The organism is Herbaspirillum huttiense (genome assembly GCF_047300815.1).
GTDB classification, from domain to species: Bacteria; Pseudomonadota; Gammaproteobacteria; order Burkholderiales; family Burkholderiaceae_D; genus Herbaspirillum; species Herbaspirillum huttiense_A.
The window spans coordinates 4,078,133-4,094,200 of the sequence record NZ_CP178608.1 but is presented as its reverse complement, the minus strand read 5'-3'; the positions used below and the strand labels follow the sequence as shown (position 1 = coordinate 4,094,200).

Below are 16,068 nucleotides of genomic sequence, written 5' to 3'. Positions count from 1 at the left end.
GGCAATCAATAATGACAACGACATCAACAACAAAGGACGATGACGTCCTGCACGGCAGCGCGGGTGGGGCGCTGCACGTAGCCTTCGGCGTGGACAGCGGTTATTTTCGCGGGATGGGGGCGGCCATCGTGTCGCTGCTGCAGCACAATCCCGAGCAGCGTTTCGTCTTCCACGTCTTCGCCTTTTCGGTCTCTGATGACAGCCGTGCCCGGCTGGACCGGCTGGCGCAGATGTACGGACTGGACATCCGCAAGCACGTGCTGGATGCCCACATGCTGGATGCCTTCCGCGCCTTTCCCTGCTTTGCGCAGCATCATCTGGGCACGTTCATTCGCTTGCTCATTCCCAACCTGCTGCAAGGGATCACCGAGCGGGTGCTTTATCTCGATGCCGATCTGCTGTGCTTCGGCAGCCTGGCGGCGCTGCATGCCGTCGATCTCGATGGTGCCATCGCCGCGGCCGTGCATGACGAGATCTCCACCACCGCCCGCACGCAAATCGCTGCGCTCGCGCTGCCCATGCCCGAATACTTCAATGCCGGCGTGATGCTCATCAATGTGCCTGAGTGGATCAAGGCCGATGTGCAGACGCGCGCCTTGACGGTCCTGTCCACGCAGCAACTTGTCTTTGCCGACCAGGACGCGCTCAACGTGGCCCTCAATGGCCGCGTGGTCTATATCGGCGACGAATGGAACACGCGCTATCACCTGGTCGACTACACCAGCCGTGGCGAGAGCGAACTGATCGTGCCGCCCCAGGTCGTATTCATGCATTTCACCGGCCCGGTCAAGCCCTGGCAGGATTGGTGCCTGCATGATGCGCGGCAAGTCTTCGTGAAGGTGCAGGACAAGTCGTCCTGGAGCGACATGCCGCTGGATCCGCCCCGTACTGCACGCGAGTTCAAACTCTATTCCAAATCGCTGTTCAAGCACGGTCGCTGGAGAGAAGGCATCTGCGCGCAGCTGCGCTATCTGCGCAGACGATCCAAGGTCAAGAAAGGCTGAGTGAGCGCCGTTTTCCGTTGATCCACCCCGGTTGGACCGCGCTCAATGCGGTCCCAGGCTTGTCGGATGATGATCCTGAGCCGAATCCCCATGCTGGATATCTGGAGTCTTCCTTGCGTTATCTGAAATTCTTCGCCGCTGCACTGTTTGCGCTCTTCTTTGCGTTCGCCCTCGTGGTCGATCGCCTGGCCGGCGCTACCTACAGTCTCATGATCGTCACCGGCATGGTAACCGCCGTGTCCGGCCTGCGTCCCGATGGTTTGCGCTTCGTCTCTTTCCTGCGCCGTTACTGGCTGGTGTCGGTGGCCATGGCACTGCCCCTGCTGGCCGTACTGGTCAACCAGGTGGTCACGCACCATTATGCTGCCCGCGCCTACGATGCGCAGAGCCGCCTGGCCTTTTTCTTTTTCATGCTCTGGCTGATGCTGTTCCTGCCACTGGATGTCCTCAAGCGCTTGCAGTGGCCGATGGTATTGGGAGCATTACTGGCCTTGGTCAAGATGTACATTCTCACCGAGGGCGGCACGATTCGGTATGGAACGGACTTCATTCCCATCATCATCTGCGCCCATATGGGTTTGCTGCTCGGCGTGTTCAGCACGCTGTCGCTGGGCTGGCCGCATTCGAATTCCCGCCTGCACACGCTGGTCAAGCTGGCTGCACTCGGCGCCGGGCTGGGCATGGCTTACCTGTCGTGGTCGCGCGGGGTGTGGATGACCATCCCGGTCTACGCAGCCATTTCCAGCATGGCGCTCAAGCACGTCAAGCGTTCCTACAAGCTCGCTGCTCTTGGCGCATTCGTGGTGATCGTGGCCGGAAGTCTTGTGTTCGGGCACTCCATCCGACAGCGTATGGAGGCGGCGCAAGTCGACCTGGTGCAGTATTCGGCGGGGGCCGACAAGGAAACCTCGCTGGGCACCCGCCTGCAACTGTGGGCGGGCTCCTGGGTACTGTTCAAGGAGAATCCGCTAGTGGGCGTAGGTATCGACCGTTACCAGAAGGCGCTAGGAGAACTGGCCGAGCGCAAGATCATCTCGCCCCTGGCTGCAACGTACCCGCACTCCCATAACGAGATGTTATTCATGATGGTACGCTTGGGGAGTCTGGGCGCACTGGCCCTGCTGGCCATTTATCTGGTACCCCTCTGGATGTTTGCACGCCTAGGTAGCCATGCTGATCACGAAATACGCTGCAGCGCCGCCATGGGTATGTCGCTGGTGGCCGGCTTCATGGTGCTGGGCCTGGTGGACGTGGTGTTCCTCTGGTGGGAGTGCTATCCGTTCTACGGCATCGGCGTCGCCTATTGCCTGGCTTGCATCCACAAGCGTCAGCAGCAGTTGCAGCCATCGCTCAGGCAGCTTGCCTGAGCGATGGCTGCGGGCAGGCTCAGGCGCCTGCCGCCTTTCCCTCGATCCAGCGTGACACCACGCCCAGCACCTGGTCTGGCGTGATCTTGCGCATGCAATCGCAGGTCATGATGCGCAGCTTCTCGCAACCCGGGCAGGACGGGTCATCGGTGCACAGGTTGCTGGCACGCTTGCCCAATGCCGCCCATCGTCCCGGATGCATGGGGCGGGTCGGCGGGAACAGGCCCAGCGTCCGCTGGCCGATTGCCGCCGACAGGTGCAAGGGGCCGGTGCCGCTGGCGATGAGGCCATCGGCCTGGGCGATGAACTGGGTCAGCCTGGCCAGGCTCATGCTGCCGCAGGTATTGCTCACGTTGGGTAGAGCCAGGAGCGCCGGGGCATGCTGCTGCAGCCATTCGCCTTCGCCGGCACTGCCGGTGAGCCAAATGCGCACGCCCGCGTGCTGGGCCAAGGCCAGCGCCAGCGCGACGTAGTGATCCACCGGCCATTCGCGGCCGTGACCATTGGACTTGGTGTGCAGGATCAGGTTGAACTGGTTGGGCGCAAAGGCGGCTGCCAGCGCCTCGTCGTGTGGCACGGTGAAGTGATACAGACCGGGAATCTCTTCTCGCGTGGGAATGTGGTCATCGCCATACGGGCGCAGGAATTCGAAATTGATCTGCGACTCGTGGTTCTCCGAGAGCCCCTTGCTGAAACGCACGCGGTCATTGCAGTAGATCAGCTGGTACACCTTCTGCCGCGCATTGCCGATGCGGTGCTTCACGCGGGCGAAGAAGGCGGCCTTGGCCAGTTCACGGCTGGGCTGGGCCAGGATTACGGTATCGATGTCGCTGCCGCGCAGGAAACCGTAGAGATCATCGGCCACATTTTCTTCCTCCACCACCTCGTCGATGTCGTCGCAATAGCGCACCACGTCGGCCGCATAGCGCCGGCACAGCAGGCTGATCTTCACGCCCGGGTTGAGTTGCTTCAGGCGCGCTGCCATGGGCAGGGTCAGCACGATGTCGCCGATGTTGTCGGTGCGACTGATGAGGATATGCTTGCTGGTGATCGGCATGACAAAGAGGTGTGTTTCTGTTCTTGCGGTTGTACGGGCTCAGGCGGAAAGCGGCGCGGTGCTCAGCGGGCGCGGCGTTTGCGCAGGTAGCGCACGTACCACTTCAGGCTCTCCAGCGGACGTCCCTGGCGGTACATGAAGCGCGAGTGCATGCGCAGTTCCTTGGTATTGCGCGGCTCCTGGTCCAGCGCCATGTCGGCCCAGGGCGAGATGTCGAGATAACGGCGGAACAGCGTGCAGGCCTCATGCCGGCTCCATGCCGCCCACGGCTTCACGGCACCGGCGAAGTGCACGAAGATGGCCTTGCCGACCGGCTTGAGCGCGAACTTGTTCACGTTCAAATCGTGGATCAGGTCATACAGGTAATTCCACTTCGGCGACAGGGTGCGCGCACGGCCGTTGAGGACGATGTTGAGCGCATCCTGGTCATTGAAGCGCATGTCGGTGGTGCTGTTGAGCAGGGCATCCAGGGTCTTGGGCGTAATATCCTCCGCCAGCCACTTGGGGATGTTGATGAAGATCACGCCGCCGTTGAAATATTCATTGTGCGCCAGTCCCAGTGCCGCTACCCGGCGCTGCAGGGTGACCGGGGCATCCGGTACCACGACCGCGATGTCCTGCGAGATATCCATGTCCACCAGTTCATCGACGCGGTTGAAGCAGAGGATATCAGCATCCAGGTAGAGCACCCGGTCGGTGACGTTGGCCAGTACCGTGGGGATGACCAGGCGCGTGAAGATCGACAGCGAATAATGCGAATGGCCGAGGAAGTGCGAGAACTGGGTGAAGTCCGCCAGGTTCAGCAGGTGCAGCTCGGTCTTGACGCGATACATCGATTCGAGCTGTTTGAGGCGCCGCTGATGCTCCTCCGACACCTCGAAGGCCAGCACGTGGAAAGTGAAATGCTGTCCCGGATTGTTGGCCACGATGGAGGCGATGGTGCCGCCCATGGCGCGAAAATAATTGTTGTCCACGCAGAAGGCGATGTGGAAGGAAGGCTTGCCGTTTTCCGGCACGGCCATGATCTCTTGCTGGCTTGGGACGTTCATCAGATCGCTTTCATGACTTGTTCTACGCTCACCGCCTTGACCCAGTCGCGGCGGCCGGGGGCCGTGATGACGGTGCTGTGGTCGCGGTCGACCGGCACCCATTCCGGATTCTTCTGGCGCATCAGGGCAATCACCGGCACCTGTACCGCATTGGCCAGGTGCATCACCGCTGTTTCCACCGAGATGATGAGGTCGCAGCAGGCCAGCATGGCCGGCAGCTGGAAGAAGTTTTCCTCGGCGCTGAAGAGCTGCGTGCGCTGCAGGCCGTAGCGGCCGATCACCTCGCGTGCTTGGGCCAGTTCCTGCGGGACGGCGTTGACGATGAAGCAGGTCTCTTCCCAGCCCGGCCGCGCCTGTATGGCCTGGATCAGTGCGGCCACGTGTTCCAGTGGCCAGCAGCGCTTTTTGGTCTTGGCATAGGGATTGATGAAGACCAGCTTGCCCTGGCGCGGTGCGAACTGCCAGGCCGCCAGTTGGTCCTGCGCGTACTGGTGCCACTGCGGCGGGATGTCGACGAAGGGAAAGCGTGCCGCGCCGGTGACTTCGACGCCGCTCAACTGCCTGAACCAGTGCGCATAGACATCGCTGATGTGATGCTCGGGTGCCGGGCTGCGGTAGGGCGGCATGGCAGCATCGAGCTTGCGGTAGGCCAGCAGGTGATGCGGCTGGAACAGTTTCACCTTCTTCTTCATGCCCACCACCCAGCCCTCGGGGCTGATCTCGCGCGCCAGTGCGGCGTACAGGTGGGGGCGCAAGGTGGCCAGCGAGACCACGATGGGATAGTCCTCGCGGCGCGCCTCGGCGATGGACTCGCGGTAGAGTTCAGGGCTGTAGCTGCGGGTATAGACCTTGGCGAAGAAGGGGCAGGCGGCGGTCCAGTCGTACAGGGCGTATTTCTTCAGGTGCGGCCACTGGCCGGCGTCTGCGGTGCGCCGTACTTCGTCGACCCACAAATGAATCTTCATATGCGGGTTCTGCTCGGCAAAGCCCTTGAAGAAATTCTGCAGATAGGTGAAATCGCCCAGGGCCAGGTGGGCGATGAAGAGGATCTTGTCCGACTTCTGCAGCAGGTCGGCGGGGATCAGGGTGTCGTCTTGGCGCATGCTCAGGCGGAGGCTTCCTGTTGCTGGGAGAACTGCAGGCGGTAGAGGTTGGCATAGACGCCTTCCTTCTGCAGCAGCTCCTGGTGGTTGCCGATCTCGGCGATCTGTCCGTGCGAGAGCACCACGATGCGGTCGGCGCCTTCGATGGTGGACAGGCGGTGGGCGATGACGAAGGTGGTCCGGCCCTGCATCAGGCGGTCCAGCGCAGCTTGCACGGCGCGTTCGGATTCGGTATCCAGCGCCGAGGTGGCTTCGTCCAGGATCAGGATCGGCGCATCCTTGTAGATGGCGCGGGCAATGGCTACGCGCTGGCGCTGTCCGCCGGACAGGCGCGAGCCGTTGTCGCCGATGCGCGTCTGCAGGCCTTCGGAGAGGCCCGCGACCACGTCGGTGAGGTGCGCTGCTTTCACTGCCGCATCCACCCGCGCCGGATCCGGCCTGGGGTCGCCATAGGCGATGTTGGCGGCCAGTGTGTCGTCGAAGAGCACCGTGTTCTGGTTCACCATGGCGATCTGCTGGCGCAGGCTGAGCAGGGAAATGGTTTCGATGGGACGGCCGTCGAGCAGGATCTCACCCGAGGTGGCCGAGTAGAAGCCCGGTACCAGGCTCACCAGCGTCGATTTGCCGCCGCCGGACATGCCCACGAAGGCGATGGTCTCGCCGGCACTGACCTGCAGGTTGATGTTCTTGAGCGCGAGTTGCTCATGGCCGGGATAGGCGAAGCTGACGTCGACGAAATCGAGCGAACCGGTCGCACGCTGGGTCAGTGCCTGGCCGGTGGTGCGTTCGGTGGTCTTGTCGATCAGCTTGTAGACCTCTTCGGCAGCGGCCATGCCGCGTTGCAGGGGGCCGTTGATTTCGGCCAGTTGCTTCAGCGGAGCCAGCAGCATCAGCATGGCGGTGATGAAGGAGACGAAACCGCCTACCGTGATCTGGCCGTTGCCGGACTGGATCAGCGCCATCACGATCACGACCGCTACCGCGGTAGCCGTCATCAGCTGCGTGATCGGGACCGTGGAAGAGAACGCTGCCGTCATGCGCATGGTGTAGCTGCGCAGGTTTTCGGCGCGGCGATGGAAGCGTTCCTTCTCGTAGTCATGGCCGCCGAAGATCTTGATGACCTGCTGGGCACGCGTGGTTTCCTCGATGACCTGGGTCATCTCGGCATTGACGTTCAGGGAGTCGCGATTGAGTTTCTTGAGGCGCTTGCCGGTGGTGCGCACCACGATGGTCACCAGCGGCAGCAGCACCAGGGTGACGATGGTCAGCACCCAGTTCAGGTACAGCAGCCAGGCCAGGAGGCCCAGCACCGTCAGGGCCGAGCGCAGGATGGAGGTGAACACCTTGGTGACCATGTCGATGATCTGCTGCACCTCGAACATCATGGAGTTGATGACCTTGCCCACCGTATTGGTGGCATAGAACTGCACCGGCAGGTCCAGCATGCGGGCAAACATCTGGCGCCGCAGCTCATTGAGGATGCGGGTGGAGACCCAGGTCATCATGTAAGAGCTGGTAAAGGTGGCGATGCCGCGGATGAAGAAGATGCCGATCACCGCCACCGGCACCAGCCACAGCGAAAACGTCGGCTTGCCCACGAAACCCTTGTCCAGCAGCACCTGGAAGATATAAGGCACGACCGGTTCGGTCGCCGCCGTGACGATCATGGCAATGAAGGCGATGGCCAGCCGTTTCTTGTAGGGCCAGTGCAGGGCGGCCAGGCGTTTCATGTTGTGGGACAGCATCGGGATCCTTGCTTGCAGGTCATGCAGATAACGAAAAAGAGAGATTATGCCGTGTTCGCCGCGCTCACAGGCTGTTCCTGCGCCAGCGACCACAAGATCACCATCAGGAAGGCCAGCATCATGACGCCGTTGTTGTGCGTCAGGAAAGCCTGGGTCAGGCCGAAGGCCAGATAGCTGAGCATGAGCATCATGCCGCCCGTCGCCGCCAGCCGGGCTTCGCGGCCGCCGGCCTGGCACAGCCGCCGGGCAAACAGCCGCAGCGGCAGCAGATACATGGCCAGTACGGCCAAGAGGCCAGGCAGGCCATGCTTGACCACGGCATCGAGGTATTCATTGTGCAGGTGGGTGTGTTCCTCGACCGAAGGCGAGGCCAGGCCTTCGCGCACCATCTGCTGCTTGGCCTGCATCATGCCCTCCTTGCCCCATCCCAGCAGCAGGTGCTGCGGGGCCAGGTGCAGGCCCACGCGCAGTATTTCCAGGCGGGCGCCCACGGACGAGTCGGCATTGGCGCTGCGGGTGTAGTGATCCGCTTCGGTCATGGCCTGGCGCACGCGGGCCGTCAGCGGGGAGTTGGGCAACAGGGCCAGGACGGCCACGGCTGCCAAGGCCGCGCTACCCAGCTTGAGCAGGAGCCGGCCGCGTCCTGCCCGCAGCAGCAGCCAGCCAGCCAGCAGGGCACAGCAGGGCAGGGCCAGCCAGCTGCCGCGGCTGCCGCTGAGCAGGCAGGCGGCCAGGCCCAGCAGCACGCCGGCGGCGCAAAGGAGCTTCCAGGGGAGGGATTGGCGCCGCTGGATGGCGCGCACCAATCCGCAGGCGGCCAGCACGGCCAGCAAGGCGCTGATGTTGCCGAACTGGATGGGATTGGTACTGCCGCCGGGACGGTCCAGGTCCAGCGCCAGCCATTGCCACAGGCTCAGCAGTCCGGCCCCGATCGCCCCCACCGCCGCGCCCTGCCACAGGGCGGCAGGATGCGGCGGCCAGGCGCGCAGGAGCAGCAGGGCCGGGATGGCCAGCAGGAAACGTGCGGGCGCATCATATTGGCGGCCGGGCGCGTGATGGATCAGGTTCAGCAGGACATGCAGCCCGAAATAGCAGGCCAGCACGGCCCCCAGCAGCCAGTCCTCCCGCTGCAGGCGCACACGGGGCGCCGCTGGATGCAGCAGCGCCAGGGCTCCCAGCACCAGCATGGCCGCGCCCAGCGAGAAACCGCTAGGGATGACCAGTGAAATTGCGCAAAGAAGGAAGACGGCGACGGAGGTATAAATGGGCATGGAAAGCAGGAAAGCGCAGGCGGCCGGCCGCAGAGTGCGCATTGTAATGCATGCGCTGCGGCCGGCCGCTGAGCTGGCCATTACATCAGGATGATGTCGTATTGTTCCTGCTGGTAATCACTCTGCACCTGCAGGGACACCGGCTTGCCGATGAAATCCCCCAGCATGGCCAGGTGTTGCGATTCCTCTTCCAGGAACATGTCCACCACCACTTGCGAGGCCAGGATGCGGAATTCGCGCGGATTGAACTGCTTGGCCTCGCGCATGACCTCGCGCAGGATCTCGTAGCACACCGTGCGGGGCGTCTTGACCTGGCCGCGTCCCTTGCAGGCCGGGCAGGTCTCGCAGAGGATGTGGGCCAGCGATTCGCGGGTACGCTTGCGGGTCATCTCCACCAGCCCCAGCGTGGAGAAGCTTGAGACCGAGATCTTGGTGCGGTCGCGTTGCAGCGCCTTGCCCAGCTCGGCCAGCACCGCCTGGCGGTGCTCCGTACTCTCCATGTCGATGAAGTCGAGGATGATGATGCCGCCCAGATTGCGCAGCCGCAGCTGGCGCGCAATCGCATGCGCCGCTTCCAGGTTGGTCTTGAAGATGGTGTCGTCGAAGTTGCGGCCGTTGACGAAGCTGCCGGTGTTGACGTCGATCGTGGTCATCGCTTCGGTCTGGTCGACGATCAGGTAGCCGCCCGACTTCAGGTCCACGCGGCGGCCCAGGGCGCGCTCGATTTCCTCTTCCACGCCATACAGGTCGAAGAGCGGACGCTCGCCCCGGTAGTGCATCAGCTTGGGCAGCACCGAGGGCGTATAGATGGCGCCGAACTCCTGCAGCATGTGAAAGTTCTCGCGCGAATCGACCTGGATGGTGGCGGTCTGGTCGGAGACGAAGTCGCGCAGCACACGCTGCGCCAGCGACAGGTCCTGGTGCAGCAGCGTCGCGGCCGGCCTGGTCTTGGCCTGCTTGATGATGGTGGCCCAGGTGGTGCGCAGGTATTCCACGTCCATCTGCAGGTCGGAGTCGGAAGCATCCTCGGCCATGGTGCGGATGATGAAGCCGCCTTTTTCTTCCGGCGGCAGCAGCGCCTGCACCTTGCTGCGCAGGAGTTCGCGCTCGGCTTCGTTCTCGATGCGCTGGGAGATGCCGATGTGCTTGTCCTGCGGCAGGTAGACCAGCATGCGCCCGGCAATGGAGATCTGCGTGGACAGCCGCGCCCCCTTGGTGCCGATGGGGTCCTTGATGACCTGCACCGTAATGGTCTGGCCATCGTGCAGCAGCTTCTCGATGGGAATGGCCGGCGCGTTCTGGCCGTCGTGCGGACGGGCTTCCCAGATGTCGGCTACGTGCAGGAAGGCGGCACGCTCCAGGCCGATGTCGATGAAGGCCGATTGCATGCCCGGCAGCACCCGCACCACCTTGCCCAGATAAATGTTGCCGGCCAGGCCGCGCGAAAGGGTGCGCTCGATATGCAGTTCCTGCACGGCGCCTTGCAGGATCAGCGCCACGCGCGTCTCCTGCGGCGTGATGTTGATGAGGATGTCTTCGCTCATAGGATGCGAACGCCCGCTTGTTGTAATAGTTGAGCCGTCTCGAAGAGCGGCAGCCCCATGATACCGGAATGGCTGCCCACGATATGGCTGATGAAGACCGAGGCCAGCCCCTGGATGCCATAGGCGCCGGCCTTGTCGTAAGGTTCGACGGTATTGCAATAGGCGGCAATGGCCTCTTCGGTCAAGGGCGCAAAGCTGACATCGGACTGCTGCACGATCTGCCAGACCTCGGTTTCCACACCGTGGGTCACACCCACGGCCACGCTGGTGAGGACCTGGTGGGTGCGCCCGGAGAGCAGGGTGATCATGCGCACGGCTTCATCGTGATCGGCCGGTTTGCCCAGGATCAGGTCGTCCACCACCACGGTGGTATCGGCCGCCAGCAGCGGACGATGCGGCAGCTGGCGCAGGATCATGGTCTGCTGGGCGCTGTCGAGCTTGGCGCGGGTGACGCGGGCGACATAGTCCAGCGGAGCTTCGCCGGGCAGGACGCTCTCGTCGACTTCCTTGTCCGAGAGCATGAGTTCGAAATCGATGCCGATCTGGCGCAGCAGTTCGCGGCGTCGCGGGCTTTTCGAGGCGAGGTAGATTTTGTGGTCCGCTTGTTTCATTGAGCCAGGATGTCAATAGCCGGTACCGGGAGGCCGGAAGCCGGCGGTGGACGCCGTCAGGCGCGGTGATACGGATGGTTCTGCGTGATCGACCAGGCGCGATAGAGCTGCTCGGCCAGCATCACCCGCACCATGCCATGCGGCAAGGTCATGCTGGAGATGCGGATGAGCGTATCGGCCCCGGCCTTGAAGCCGGGATCGAGCCCGTCAGCCCCGCCGATGACGAAGGCTACGTCGCGTCCATCCTGCTGCCATTGCACCAGCTGCTGGGACAACTGCACCGAAGTCCAGTCGCGCCCGCGTTCGTCCAGGGCAATCACGCGTGCACCCTTGGGCAGTGCCGCTTCGATCTTCTCGCGCTCCTGCGCCATCACGGTTTCTGCCGTGCGGCTGCCGGAGCGTTCGACGGGTTTGATTTCCTTGAGGATGATCCGGCATTCCGGTGGCATGCGCTTGGCATACTCCTGGAAGCCGGTTTCTATCCACGCCGGCATCTTGTGGCCGACGGCCGCGATGACCAGCTGCATCAAGCCTTGCTGGTGCGCTTGGCGGCCGGCTTCTTGGCGGTCTCGCTCTTGGCGGGCGCCACGCGCACGGTCTTGCCGGTCGGGGTCTTGGGCGCAGCGGCCTTGCGGGTGGTGCCGGCCTTGGTGGTAGTGGTCTTGCTGCCGGCCGCCGTGCCACGGGTGGTGGTGGTCTTGGCCGCCGTGGTCTTGGTGCCGGTAGTACGGGTGGTGCGGGTCGTGCCGGCAGCAGCGCGGGTACCGGTGGTGGTGCTGGTGGTCGTTGCGCGCGGCTTGCGGGCCGGCTTCTTCGGTGCGTCCTCGTCGTCGTCCAGGGCCTGGCTGGCTTCGACGGCTTCAGCCTGGGCACGGGTGCGGCGGGTCTTGGGGGCCGGGGCATCGTCCACGGCGGCGCGCTTGGCGGCAGCCGAGGTACCGGTGCGCTTGGCTGCGCCCAGCTTGACTTCCTTGTCGCCCCAGATTTCTTCCAGGCGGTAGTAGGTACGGATGGCCGGCTGCATGATGTGCACAATCATGTCGCCCAGGTCAACCAGCACCCATTCACCGGTGTCTTCGCCTTCGACGCTGACGACGTTGCCGCCCTTGGCCTTGACCTTGTCGCGCACCGAGGCGGCCAGCGCCTTGGTCTGGCGGTTCGAGGTACCGGAGGCGATGGCCACGCGGTCGAACAGGCTGGTCAGGTGCGAGGTGTCATAGATGCGGATTTCTTGCGCCTTGACGTCTTCCAGAGCGTCCACGACCAGGGTTTGCAGTTTTTTGATGTCCATTATTGATTTCGGTACAGATGTTGTTGTTCGATATAGTCTAGCACCCTGCCCGGGATCAGCGAATCGGGTCGGGTGCCGCGTTGCAGCTGGGCACGGATTTCAGTCGACGAGATATCGACCGCCAGCCCGAGGGCCAGGTAGCCGTATCCGTGCGTGGTGCTGCGGATCTCTTGCGGCGCAGCGCTGCGCCGCTTGAATTCGTCGCGCACGGCCGGTGGCACGTGCGCATCGGCCAGCGCGAAGCCAGGCCGGGAGGCCGCGCACAAATGCGCGTACTCGAATAATTCCTGCCAGTGCTGCCAGGTGTCCAGGTGCTGCAGCTGGTCGGCGCCCATCAGGAACACGATCGACACCGCCGGCCCCAGCTCCGCGCGCAGTGCGCGCAGGGTATCGATGGTATAGGTCGCGCTGGTGCGGCGGATTTCCTGCTCATCGATGACCACCGGTACCTGCTGCTGGCCGAAGGCGCGCCTGACCATCTCCACCCGGTCGGCCGCTTCGGCCTGCAGGCCGTGCTTCTGCCACGGATTGCCGGTGGGGATGACGCGCAGCTCATCGGGCTGCAGCAACTGCACGAAATGCTCGGCCAGCAGGACATGGCCATTGTGCACCGGATCGAAGCTGCCGCCGAGCACGGCAATGCAGCGTTGCGCCGCGGGCGGCGCCATTACAGCCATTCCTTGTGCACCAGGAAGTCCGAATACAGCGCCGCTTCCGGGCTACCCGCCTCGGGATGCCAGTCATAGCGCCACTTCACCAGCGGCGGCATGGACATCAGGATGGATTCGGTGCGTCCGCCGGATTGCAGCCCGAACAGCGTGCCCCGGTCGAAAACCAGGTTGAATTCCACATAGCGCCCCCGGCGAAAGGCCTGGAAGTCGCGTTCACGTTCGCCATAAGGCGTCTCCCGGCGCGCCGCCACGATGGGCAGGTAAGCGTCGAGGAAGGCATCGCCCACGCTGCGTTGCAGGGCAAAGGCCTGCTCGAAGGGCAGGGCATTGAAGTCATCGAAGAAGATGCCGCCGACGCCGCGCGGCTCCCTGCGGTGCTTCAGGTAAAAATAGTCATCGCACCACTGCTTGAAGCGCGGGTACAAGTCATCGCCATAGGGCTGCAGCGCCTCGCGGCAGGTGCGGTGGAAGTGCACTGCATCTTCCTTCACACCGTAGTAGGGCGTGAGGTCCATGCCGCCGCCGAACCACCAGACGGCTTCTTCCCCTTCCGCATGGGTGGTGAAGAAACGCACGTTCATGTGCACCGTCGGCACGTAGGGATTGCGCGGATGCAGCACCAGCGATACGCCCATCGCTTCCCAAGCGCGGCCGGCCAGTTGCGGACGGTTGGCCGCGGCCGAAGGCGGCAGGTTCTTGCCCATCACGTGCGAGAAACCGACACCGCCACGCTCCAGCAGGTTGCCTTCTTCCAGCAAGCGCGAGGTGCCGCCACCGCCTTCGGGGCGTTCCCAGGAATCCGACAGGAAGGTCTTGCCATCAGCGGCTTCCAGCGCCGCGACGATGCGCTGTTGCAGGTCCTGCAGGTAAGCCTTGACGGCAGCGGTGTTGGTGGAGGCGTTGGAATGGATGGTCACGGCGGGGCGCTCTGGTACACGGTTACTGGACGGAAATGCGTTCCAACCCGCCATTGTACCTTGACAGCCCCAGGCTGGGGCGTCAAAAGCCGGTCCGCAGGCGATGCCGGACCGGCGTTGTGGGGCAAAGGCCTCAGTTTTGCGGCGGCTGGGCCAGTGGTACGGCCACCTGGTAAGTCGCAGGCGCCGGCCAGCCTTCCTTCAGGCAGACCTCGGCGATGGCGTTCTGCACGTCGTTGTAGACCTGGCCGAAATTGGGCGTGGGCGCGTGCACGCGCAGGGCGATCAGGGTGCCGGTGGCATTGAATTCCTGGATCACGATGCCCGGTGCCGGCGTCTGCAAGACGTTGGGAATGGCGTTGATGCGTTCGGAGAGCTTGGCGATGGCCTGCTGGGGATCGACGCTGTAGGCAATCTGGCAACGCAGGTCGGTACGGCGGGTGGCGTTGACGTTGTAGTTGATGATGTTTTCCGAGAACAGCTTGTTGTTGCCGATGATCACGCGCAGGTTGTTGTCGGTGGTGATGATGGTGGTCACCAGGCCGATGTCGGAGACGGTGCCGGTCTGGCCGGCGGCGGTGATGTAGTCGCCCACCTTGAAGGGACGCAGCACCACCAGGAAAATGCCGGCCGCAAAATTGGACAGCAGGCCCGACCAGGCCACCCCCAGCGCCACGCCGACCGCGCCGATCATGGCCGCAAAGGAAGTGGTCGGGATGCCGCACACTTCCAGGATGCCCATCACCAGCAACACGCGCAGGATCACGTGGATGGCCGAACTGGCGTAGTTGACCAGTGTGGTCTCGAACTGGCGCGCGGTCAGCACGCGGCGCACGATCTTGGAGAGTGTATTGATGAACATGCCGCCGACGATCCAGATGACGATGGCGGCAATCACCTTGAGCCCGAAAGGCACCAGGTAGAGGTTGATCAAAGTTTCAAAATTGAGCAGGTGGTCTGGCATCGATATGTCCTTTTCTTCTGGGAATGCGGGTCGTGGCGGGGGCATGCTGCCCGGAAACGCCCGTCGTGCTTAGGCTACGGAGGCGTCATTTTGTTGCAGTGGCAGGGAGAACTGCTCCAGCCCTCAAAATGAAATCCCCCGCAACACGCACGGCGTTGCGGGGGATGGAGACGGCATGCGGCCCGGCTTAGCGCTTCAGGGCGCGCCAGCCGATGTCGCGGCGCATCTGCGAACCGGCGAAGTGGATCAGGTCGGCGGCGTCATAGGCGTGCTTCTGCGCGACCTTCACGCTGTCGCCCAGGCCCACCACGCACAGCACGCGGCCACCGTTGGTGGTCAGCTTCTCGCCATTGAGGACGGTGCCGGCATGGAACGTGACGCAATCGACGGTCTCGGCCGGGATGTCGGTGATCAGGTCACCCTTGCGCGGTTCATCCGGATAGCCATGGGCGGCCATGACCACGCCCAGCGCGGTGCGGCGGTCCCATTCCAGTTCGACCTTGTCCAGGGTGCCGGTGACCGCATGTTCGAACACGGTCAGCAGGTCCGTCTTCAGGCGCGCCATGATGGGCTGGGTTTCGGGGTCGCCCATGCGGCAGTTGAATTCCAGCGTCTTGGGGTTGCCCTCGGCGTCGATCATCAGGCCCGCATACAGGAAGCCGGAGAAGGGGATGCCATCCTTGGCCATGCCCTGCACGGTCGGCACGATGATCTCGCGCATGACGCGCGCATGCAGTGCCGGGGTGACGATGGGCGCGGGCGAGTAGGCACCCATGCCGCCGGTGTTGGGACCCTGGTCGTGATCCTGCAGGCGCTTGTGGTCCTGGCTGGTGGCCAGTGGCAGGATGTTCTTGCCGTCGACCATGACGATGAAGGAAGCTTCTTCACCGGCCAGGAATTCCTCAATCACCACGCGCGCACCGGCGTCGCCCAGTTTGTTGTCGGAGAGCATCATGTCCACGGCCGTATGCGCTTCTTCCAGCGTCATGGCGACCACCACGCCCTTGCCGGCCGCCAGGCCATCGGCCTTGATGACGATGGGCGCGCCCTTTTTGGCGATGTAGTCATGCGCGGCTGCCACGTCCGAGAAGGTCTGGTACTCGGCAGTCGGGATGGCATGGCGCTGCATGAAGGCCTTGGCGAAGTCCTTGGAGCTTTCCAGCTGCGCTGCTTCCTTGGTGGGGCCGAAGATCTTCAGGCCACGGGCGCGGAAGACGTTGACGATGCCGGCCGCCAGCGGGCCTTCCGGGCCGACCACGGTCAGCGCCACGTGTTCCTGCTCGACGAAGTCGGCCAGGGCCACGGGATCGGTGATGGCGATGTTCTGCAGGCGCTCGTCGAGCGCGGTGCCGCCATTGCCGGGAGCAACATAGACCGTCTGGATGCGCGGCGACTTGGCAATGGCCCAGGCCAGCGCATGTTCACGGCCACCGGAGCCAACAACTAGGATTTTCATGGGATAGGAAGATAAAAG

The 16,068-nt window shown here is 63.5% G+C and carries 15 protein-coding genes; 2 read left to right on the top strand and 13 right to left on the bottom strand.

The window, feature by feature from the left end; genetic code table 11:
• Positions 1 to 11: 11 nt before the first annotated feature.
• Positions 12 to 1,004, top strand: a complete 993-nt coding sequence (locus ACLRDN_RS18755) for a glycosyltransferase family 8 protein (protein WP_413457520.1) — start codon at positions 12 to 14, stop codon at positions 1,002 to 1,004.
• A gap of 113 nt (positions 1,005 to 1,117) precedes the next feature.
• Positions 1,118 to 2,371 (top strand): O-antigen ligase family protein, encoded by a 1,254-nt coding sequence (locus tag ACLRDN_RS18750; RefSeq protein WP_413457519.1) that lies wholly within the window; start codon positions 1,118 to 1,120, stop codon positions 2,369 to 2,371.
• Between the two features lie 19 nt (positions 2,372 to 2,390).
• On the opposite strand, the gene ACLRDN_RS18745 is transcribed toward ACLRDN_RS18750, so the two are convergent.
• The 13 genes from ACLRDN_RS18745 to purD form a co-directional block, all read right to left on the bottom strand.
• Positions 2,391 to 3,428, bottom strand: coding sequence for a glycosyltransferase family 9 protein (locus tag ACLRDN_RS18745; protein ID WP_413457518.1), 1,038 nt, complete (start codon positions 3,426 to 3,428; stop codon positions 2,391 to 2,393).
• A gap of 62 nt (positions 3,429 to 3,490) precedes the next feature.
• Positions 3,491 to 4,477: a glycosyltransferase family 8 protein gene (locus tag ACLRDN_RS18740; RefSeq protein ID WP_413457517.1), complete on the bottom strand. Its 987-nt coding sequence runs from the start codon at positions 4,475 to 4,477 to the stop codon at positions 3,491 to 3,493.
• Entirely contained in the window at positions 4,477 to 5,580 is a 1,104-nt protein-coding gene (locus ACLRDN_RS18735) for a glycosyltransferase family 9 protein (RefSeq protein WP_413457516.1), read from the bottom strand. The genes ACLRDN_RS18740 and ACLRDN_RS18735 overlap by 1 nt, the downstream gene beginning before the upstream one ends.
• A 2-nt stretch (positions 5,581 to 5,582) precedes the next feature.
• Complete coding sequence (gene msbA, locus ACLRDN_RS18730; RefSeq protein ID WP_413457515.1) at positions 5,583 to 7,325, bottom strand: lipid A export permease/ATP-binding protein MsbA; 1,743 nt, start codon at positions 7,323 to 7,325, stop codon at positions 5,583 to 5,585.
• 44 nt (positions 7,326 to 7,369) lie between these two features.
• Entirely contained in the window at positions 7,370 to 8,596 is a 1,227-nt protein-coding gene (locus ACLRDN_RS18725) for an O-antigen ligase family protein (protein ID WP_413457514.1), read from the bottom strand.
• A gap of 80 nt (positions 8,597 to 8,676) precedes the next feature.
• On the bottom strand, positions 8,677 to 10,140 hold the full coding sequence (gene rng, locus ACLRDN_RS18720) for a ribonuclease G (protein ID WP_413457513.1): 1,464 nt from the start codon (positions 10,138 to 10,140) through the stop codon (positions 8,677 to 8,679).
• A complete protein-coding gene (locus ACLRDN_RS18715) occupies positions 10,137 to 10,751 on the bottom strand; it encodes a Maf family protein (protein ID WP_121043269.1) in 615 nt (204 codons plus the stop codon). Before ACLRDN_RS18715 ends, rng begins: the two co-directional genes overlap by 4 nt.
• A 56-nt stretch (positions 10,752 to 10,807) precedes the next feature.
• The gene (gene rlmH, locus ACLRDN_RS18710; protein ID WP_006464668.1) at positions 10,808 to 11,278 is read right to left on the bottom strand and encodes a 23S rRNA (pseudouridine(1915)-N(3))-methyltransferase RlmH; all 471 of its coding nucleotides are present in this window, start codon (positions 11,276 to 11,278) and stop codon (positions 10,808 to 10,810) included.
• Positions 11,278 to 12,042: a ribosome silencing factor gene (gene rsfS, locus ACLRDN_RS18705; protein ID WP_413457512.1), complete on the bottom strand. Its 765-nt coding sequence runs from the start codon at positions 12,040 to 12,042 to the stop codon at positions 11,278 to 11,280. Before rsfS ends, rlmH begins: the two co-directional genes overlap by 1 nt.
• Positions 12,042 to 12,710 carry a nicotinate-nucleotide adenylyltransferase gene (locus tag ACLRDN_RS18700; RefSeq protein WP_413457511.1) on the bottom strand — a complete coding sequence of 223 codons (669 nt, stop codon included), beginning with the start codon at positions 12,708 to 12,710 and terminating at the stop codon, positions 12,042 to 12,044. Before ACLRDN_RS18700 ends, rsfS begins: the two co-directional genes overlap by 1 nt.
• On the bottom strand, positions 12,710 to 13,630 hold the full coding sequence (hemF, locus tag ACLRDN_RS18695; protein ID WP_413457510.1) for an oxygen-dependent coproporphyrinogen oxidase: 921 nt from the start codon (positions 13,628 to 13,630) through the stop codon (positions 12,710 to 12,712). The genes ACLRDN_RS18700 and hemF overlap by 1 nt, the downstream gene beginning before the upstream one ends.
• Before the next feature lie 133 nt (positions 13,631 to 13,763).
• On the bottom strand, positions 13,764 to 14,594 hold the full coding sequence (locus tag ACLRDN_RS18690) for a mechanosensitive ion channel family protein (protein WP_413457509.1): 831 nt from the start codon (positions 14,592 to 14,594) through the stop codon (positions 13,764 to 13,766).
• A gap of 187 nt (positions 14,595 to 14,781) precedes the next feature.
• Complete coding sequence (gene purD, locus ACLRDN_RS18685; RefSeq protein ID WP_413457508.1) at positions 14,782 to 16,050, bottom strand: phosphoribosylamine--glycine ligase; 1,269 nt, start codon at positions 16,048 to 16,050, stop codon at positions 14,782 to 14,784.
• Positions 16,051 to 16,068: the final 18 nt, after the last annotated feature.